Annotated in this window: 10 protein-coding genes; 8 read left to right on the forward strand and 2 right to left on the reverse strand. The window is 60.0% G+C overall.

Annotated features, from left to right (window positions below; all coding sequences use genetic code 11):
- Together ACE3SN_RS15930 and ACE3SN_RS15935 are read right to left on the reverse strand one after the other, a co-directional pair.
- A partial coding sequence (locus tag ACE3SN_RS15930) for a flagellar basal body P-ring protein FlgI (protein ID WP_374531678.1) occupies positions 1-449 on the reverse strand: 449 nt, incomplete at its 3' end.
- Positions 449-1,042: a flagellar basal body L-ring protein FlgH gene (locus tag ACE3SN_RS15935; RefSeq protein ID WP_374531680.1), complete on the reverse strand. Its 594-nt coding sequence runs from the start codon at positions 1,040-1,042 to the stop codon at positions 449-451. The genes ACE3SN_RS15930 and ACE3SN_RS15935, both read right to left, overlap by 1 nt.
- A gap of 73 nt (positions 1,043-1,115) precedes the next feature.
- Between ACE3SN_RS15935 and ACE3SN_RS15940 the strand changes: the two genes are divergently transcribed.
- From ACE3SN_RS15940 to ACE3SN_RS15975, 8 genes are all read left to right on the forward strand, one after another.
- Complete coding sequence (locus ACE3SN_RS15940) at positions 1,116-1,877, forward strand: flagellar basal body protein (RefSeq protein ID WP_374531682.1); 762 nt, start codon at positions 1,116-1,118, stop codon at positions 1,875-1,877.
- Positions 1,874-2,644 (forward strand): flagellar hook-basal body protein, encoded by a 771-nt coding sequence (locus ACE3SN_RS15945; protein ID WP_374531684.1) that lies wholly within the window; start codon positions 1,874-1,876, stop codon positions 2,642-2,644. Before ACE3SN_RS15940 ends, ACE3SN_RS15945 begins: the two co-directional genes overlap by 4 nt.
- Before the next feature lie 272 nt (positions 2,645-2,916).
- Positions 2,917-3,087, forward strand: coding sequence for a hypothetical protein (locus ACE3SN_RS15950; protein WP_374531686.1), 171 nt, complete (start codon positions 2,917-2,919; stop codon positions 3,085-3,087).
- Positions 3,077-3,418 (forward strand): flagellar basal body rod protein FlgB, encoded by a 342-nt coding sequence (locus tag ACE3SN_RS15955; protein WP_374531688.1) that lies wholly within the window; start codon positions 3,077-3,079, stop codon positions 3,416-3,418. Before ACE3SN_RS15950 ends, ACE3SN_RS15955 begins: the two co-directional genes overlap by 11 nt.
- The gene (gene flgC / locus ACE3SN_RS15960; protein WP_374531690.1) at positions 3,418-3,849 is read left to right on the forward strand and encodes a flagellar basal body rod protein FlgC; all 432 of its coding nucleotides are present in this window, start codon (positions 3,418-3,420) and stop codon (positions 3,847-3,849) included. Before ACE3SN_RS15955 ends, flgC begins: the two co-directional genes overlap by 1 nt.
- A 3-nt stretch (positions 3,850-3,852) precedes the next feature.
- The gene (fliE, locus tag ACE3SN_RS15965) at positions 3,853-4,167 is read left to right on the forward strand and encodes a flagellar hook-basal body complex protein FliE (protein WP_374531692.1); all 315 of its coding nucleotides are present in this window, start codon (positions 3,853-3,855) and stop codon (positions 4,165-4,167) included.
- 2 nt (positions 4,168-4,169) lie between these two features.
- Positions 4,170-5,429, forward strand: coding sequence for a flagellar basal-body MS-ring/collar protein FliF (fliF, locus tag ACE3SN_RS15970; RefSeq protein ID WP_374531694.1), 1,260 nt, complete (start codon positions 4,170-4,172; stop codon positions 5,427-5,429).
- Between the two features lie 2 nt (positions 5,430-5,431).
- On the forward strand, positions 5,432-5,703 hold a 272-nt coding region (locus ACE3SN_RS15975; protein WP_374531696.1), incomplete at its 3' end, for a hypothetical protein.

Raw genomic sequence — 5,703 nt, forward strand, 5'->3', positions numbered from 1 at the left:
TACCCGCCAACGACTAGCGGCCCTTGTGCGAGCGCGTAAACTTGGCGATCGGGCCCCTCGAGCGTGGTCATCAGCAGAGTGCCGCCCGCAATCGAGCGGGCGTCGCCGATCGAAGATACAGTGACGTCAATCTTGTCGCCAACATTTGCCGAGGCGGGGAGGTTGGCCGTCACGATCACAACAGCGACATTCCGGCTTGAAATGTCCTGCTCGGAAACGATGCTCCCCAAGCGCGCAAGGACGTTGCGCAAGGCCTGGCGTGTCACCGCATTACTGCGGGAATCACCTGAGCCGGCCAGTCCAGTAACAATACCGTAGCCGACCAATGCGTTTTCGCGCCAACCATCGAACCGGCCGAGTGCTCGTATCGGTACTTGCTGCGCCATGGCTTGTTGGACAGGCAACGCCACGCAGAGCAATAGCGCCATGAACTTGAGCAGGCTACGCATCACAGCAATCCGAACAGGTTGAACAGGCGCTGCAACAGGCCGGGCTTCGTGCCGCGCGAGATGAAGCCCTTGCCCTTATAGTTGATCTGCGCATCCGCAATGCGATTGGAAGGCACCCGGTTGTCTGCATCGATGTCAACGGCGCGGACTACGCCGCGCACTTCGACTGCCGTCGTCTCGCCATTCATTTCGAGCCGTTGAACCCCAGTGATCTCCATGTCCCCGTTAGGAAAGACTTGCGTCACCTTGGCAGTCATCTGCGTTACAAAGCGCTCGCTTCGGCTCGCCTGCCCCTGACCATCGAAAGTGCTACCGAGATCAGCGGCGGCACTTTCATCGATCGATCCCGCACTAAATTGCCCATTGATCGAGGTAGAACGGCGAGATCCATTTCTCACCGTGGTGCTGGCCTCCGCCGTTTGCACGATTATCACGGTCACAGTGTCACCCACACGCGATGCGCGATGATCGGTAGCCAGAGACTGTGATTGCGCGGCAGAATACAGATCTTCTGCGACAAGCGGCGCTGGAATCAGGCCAAGAACTACCGCAAAATAAAGCCGCCGACGCGACTCAACATTTGTAAGTAACACAGCGTAACTCCGGCAGAACGCAGAGCTAGCTGGCGCGAACGCGCGGCAATTCCAAGTTCGGGAACCCGCAAACTTGTGGATTGTCGATTGGAATCACATATTTCCGATTGATGCCAGATCGGCCTGGAGTATGACGGCAACGGCGATCGATCGTCAGCGGGGGATTCTGGTGCCAAGTATTGCCGAAATTGCCGCAACCATGATGATTGGGGCCGAGCGGCGCATTGATGTCACCGCCGCCAACATAAGCAATCTGAATACGCCGGGTTATCGGACGCACAGAGTTTTTTCGCAGATCATCGATCAGCGCTCCGGCCAGCAGGTCGATAGTGAAGTGTTCGCCCGTCCGAACAGAAGCCTCGCCTTGCTGCCGACTGGCGGTCAGTTCGATCTTGCAACTGACGCGGATACGGTGCTGGCCGTGCGCGGCCCCGGAGGCGTCCTCTATTCACGATCGGCCCAGCTGCACCGCGATCAGGATGGCCGATTGGTCGATGGACAAGGGCGCGCGCTGCAGAGCAGCGATAGTGACGATCTGGCCATAACTGCCGGAAGCGTGACCGTGTCGGGCGATGGTACCGTCATCGTGGATGGTCAGCCGCAAGGGCGCATCGGCCTCTTCTCGCTGGCCTCGGCAAATACAGGCCGCGCGGAACTATCCGAATCGGGTTCGGTGCAGCAGGGCATGGTCGCTGGCTCCGATGTCGATCTCGGGGATGAAATGCTTGAGCTCAACAAGGCAAGTCGGATGGCCGAAACCGGCGCCAAGCTCTTTCAGCTACATGACGACCTCTTAGCCAAGACCGCAAGCCAACTTGGGAGCATCTCGAAGTGAGTGGGGCACTTGAAATCGCAATGGTCGGGATGCGCACCCAGCAGCAGGCGCTGTTGGCCGTGGCGGGAAACATCTCAAACATAAATACGCCCGCTTACAAGCGGGTCGATTTGAGGTTTGTCGAGCTAGTCGGGGTTTCGCCGAACAGCGGGGCCAATGGCGCAGCGAACACTGGAACAGATGTCGTTGCTGGCGTCGCTTCGTGGACAGCCCCCACGTTTGATGCACAAGGGCAAGTCGAAGCGACCGGCAATCCGCAAGACATTGCCATCAATGGTAGCGGGTTCATCGAGCTTCTGGGACCGAATGGAAGGTCCTTGCTTTGGCGCGGCGGAACAATGCGGATCATGGAGGACGGTGCGTTGGCGACCTCCTCAGGGCAATTGTTCAAGGCCGGGATAAATGTCCCGCAAGATGCCAGTGCGCTGCGTATCGATAGCGAGGGCAAGGTCTTCGTGACCCAGGCCGGCGTAGTTGGCGAAACTCAGATCGGTGAGATCGGGTTGATCAAAGTCATCAACCCCGATGCAATTGAACGCCTCGACGGCGGGCTCTACGCCGTGCGCGACGAGGCGGCGGTGCTGGCGGCTGCCCCAGGCGAAGACGGGCTTGGGACCCTGTCCCAAGGATCGATCGAGCGTTCTAATGTCGACCTCAACTCGGAGATGGTCGCACTTCTGATTGCGCAGCGCGCCTATGCCGCAAATGCTCAGGTTGCGCGGGCAGCTGATGAATTCTTTGGCGTCGCAAACGGCCTTCGCAGATAGTCGTGTTCGCGCTCGCACTCCTAGGTGCTGGACTGACAGCAAGCGCGGCCGGGCCGCTGCAATGCCGCGTTTTGGTCGCGGCAAAGAGCGCCGGCGATCCAGTCTTTGTTGAGGACACGGCTATGGCGCCGTGCCCTGACCGCCAACCCAAGGCCGTACTGCGCTACGACGCACGCCGCAAACTTACACTTGCCCGATCTGACCTTGCTGCCGGCTGTGAACTTGGGCGTGCCTACCTCGCCCCGCGCCCTGCCGTGGCAGCCGGCGAGAGCGTGCAGCTTACCGTTTCGATCGGTCATGTGACGATTGCGCGCGCGGCGGTCGCATTGGAGACTGCACAAGACGGTCAGAATTTCTTCGCGCGCTCTGGAGACGGACAGGTCTTTGTGGCGCCGCCCATCCGCAAGGTTGAAACACCAGGGAAACTCAAGAATGAGCGTTGATGCCATCACGCTTGCTGCCAAGGCGCTCGACGGTCTGCATATACGCAGCGCAGCGATCGCATACAACCTGGCCAATGCCGGATCGCCGCGTTTCCAGGCCCTCGAAGTCAATTTCGAGGATGCGCTGCGCCAGGCTGCGCAGGAAGGTCCCAAGGCAGTGGGCAACCTGGAGATCACGTTCACGGCAGGACGCATATTCGGCCCAGGCGAGGAACGGCGTGAAGATCTGATGCTGGTCGACGCCTCGCAGAATGCGATGCGTTATGCGGCGTTGGCGGATATGACCGGCCGGCGCTTTGCCATGCTGTCAGCTGCAATTGGAGCACGGTAATGGGCGTCGACCCGATTTCGATTAGCCGTTCCGCGTTGGATGTCGAATGGCAGCGTCTGAATATCGTCGCCATGAATCTCGCCAACGAGAACACGGCAACGGTCGCGGGCAAGGCCGGCTATCGGCCGCTTACCCTGATCTCCGGACCGCAAGGCGACTTTGCGTCGGCTATGAAGCAGGGAAGTCATGCGCCGACACCACAAGGCGTCCGGGTCATCGCCGTTGAGGCCCGCGCCAATCCCACCCGCCTGGTCTACGATCCGAGGCATCCGGCAGCCGATGCGAACGGTTTTGTCGCTTACCCGAACATCGATCACGCAGAAGAGATGGTCACCTTGATGCGCACCGCGCGGGCTTATGAAAGCAATCTGACTGCGCTGTCGCTATCCCAGCAGATGGCCATGCGCGCGCTCGACATTGGAAGGCGTTGAAACATGGCGATCATTCCTATCGGGGCAATCGCAGGTGGAACACCGGCCTTGTCGGGCTCTGCGATGGTGCCATCGCGGATCACCCCTCAAACGACAGGCGGCAGTTTTACTGATCTGCTGACCAATGGCCTCGCCGCAGTCGACGTGAAAGTGAACCGGGCCGACGCACTGATGAACGCCTATGCATTGGGGGAGGCCGTTCCGGTCCATCAGGTGACGATCGCGATGGAAGAAGCACGGATCGCAGTTGAGCTTGCTGTCCAGGTGCGCGAGCGCCTGACCGAGAGCTACCGCAGCTTTATGAACATGCAGCTCTGAGCGTGACCACTTCCACAGCCGAAAACGCCGCGTCTTTGGCGCCGGGCTCAGCACGGCGGCCAAATTTTTGGCTGCTCGCTTTGCTGGTTACCGTTGCCGTATTCGGCCTTTACTGGTTTTTTGTTCGCACCACTTATGTGCCGGTCCTGGTCAACCTTGACGCACAGGACGCCGCCGAAATCGCGAAGGTACTGGACGGCAAGAAGATCGGCTATCGCTTCGAAGATGATGGCCGAACGATTGCGGTTGTAAACAGCGAAGCGGACAAGGCGAGGATTGAATTAGCCGGCTCCGAACTTCCGATGAAGGGGCAGATCGGCTTTGAACTGTTCAACCAGTCGGACATGGGCCTCACTGAGTTCGCCCAAAAGATCAACTATCAGCGGGCACTCCAGGGTGAACTTGCCCGCACGATCTTGCTGCTGGACGGTATCCAGACCGTCCGTGTCCATCTTGGCCTGCCCGAACACAACATGTTCCGCGGCGAGCAAGATAAACCCAAAGCTTCCGTGACCTTAATCCTGAAGCCAGGAAGATCGCTCTCGTCCGCGACGGTCGAGGGCATCCAGCGGCTTGTCGCTGGCGCTGTACCAGACCTGCCCCAGAGCGAAGTCGCGGTACTTGATGGCAGCGGCCGGGTTGTTAGCCCCGAGATTGCGCGGGATCCAGCGCCGGACGCCGCCAGTGACGCCATTTTGAATTCGGCCCGCGAGCGGCTGAAATCGGCCGTCACCCGTTTGCATCCCGACCTTCGCTTCGGGCTTGTTGCGAGCCTTCGATATGTCGAGCCTGGTGAAGCGGCCAAACGCCGGGCTGATGATGGCCAATCGTCTGCGCATCCGGTGAGCGAAATACTCCCGCGCGGCGTTCCAGACTATGTCTATGCGGTGCGTATCACGACGGAAGAACCGATAATGGACGGCGTGCGCGCCGACATCGAGCGCGCCGCGCAGCAGGAACTGGGTCTCGATGCGGACCGCGGAGATAGTTTGGTTTTCCTGGTCGGCCCGATCCAGCCTGAGGCGCCGCGCCAGCAAGCCTCCTTGGGCAGCCAGATCGTTGCGCAAGCTGCACCAGCGCAGGCAGCAAGCGGCGGTCTTACGTGGCGCGATTGGTGGATGGCTGCGCCACTACTGGCCATTCCTTTGCTCCTGGCGGCGCTGTGGAGTGACCGGCGGCGCAGGCTGGCCAGGCGGAAGGACCAGCTTTCCGAATTTGCCAATCTGCTGCGCCAACGCCTCGAAGCCGAAGGCGAAGCTTGATCATGGCGGAGGTCCAAGATCTCACGGCCATGTTGGGAGAGCTTCTTGCCATGCCAGGCGAGGAGCGGGATTTTGTCCTGGAGATCCTCGGGCCTGAAGGTGAGCAAATGTTGCTGCCCCGATTGCAGCAACTTGGCCGCCAGGAGCCACCCGCGTCACCACTGCGGCGCCGCCCGCTCCGGTATCATTATCATCATTCAGCAATACAAGGGTCATGGAACGAACTTTCCGTCTGTTCGAGGGAAGCGAGCCAATGCTTGCTTCAAACACGAAG

Source organism: Novosphingobium sp. (assembly GCF_041915465.1).
In the GTDB taxonomy this organism is placed as follows: domain Bacteria; phylum Pseudomonadota; class Alphaproteobacteria; order Sphingomonadales; family Sphingomonadaceae; genus Novosphingobium.

What these genes read in the sequence shown, in the direction of transcription:
- ACE3SN_RS15955 (WP_374531688.1), top strand. Translation starts at nt 3,077, where the DNA reads ATGAGCGTTGATGCCATCACGCTTGCTGCCAAGGCGCTCGACGGTCTG.
- flgC (WP_374531690.1), top strand. Translation starts at nt 3,418, where the DNA reads ATGGGCGTCGACCCGATTTCGATTAGCCGTTCCGCGTTGGATGTCGAA.
- fliE (WP_374531692.1), top strand. Translation starts at nt 3,853, where the DNA reads ATGGCGATCATTCCTATCGGGGCAATCGCAGGTGGAACACCGGCCTTG.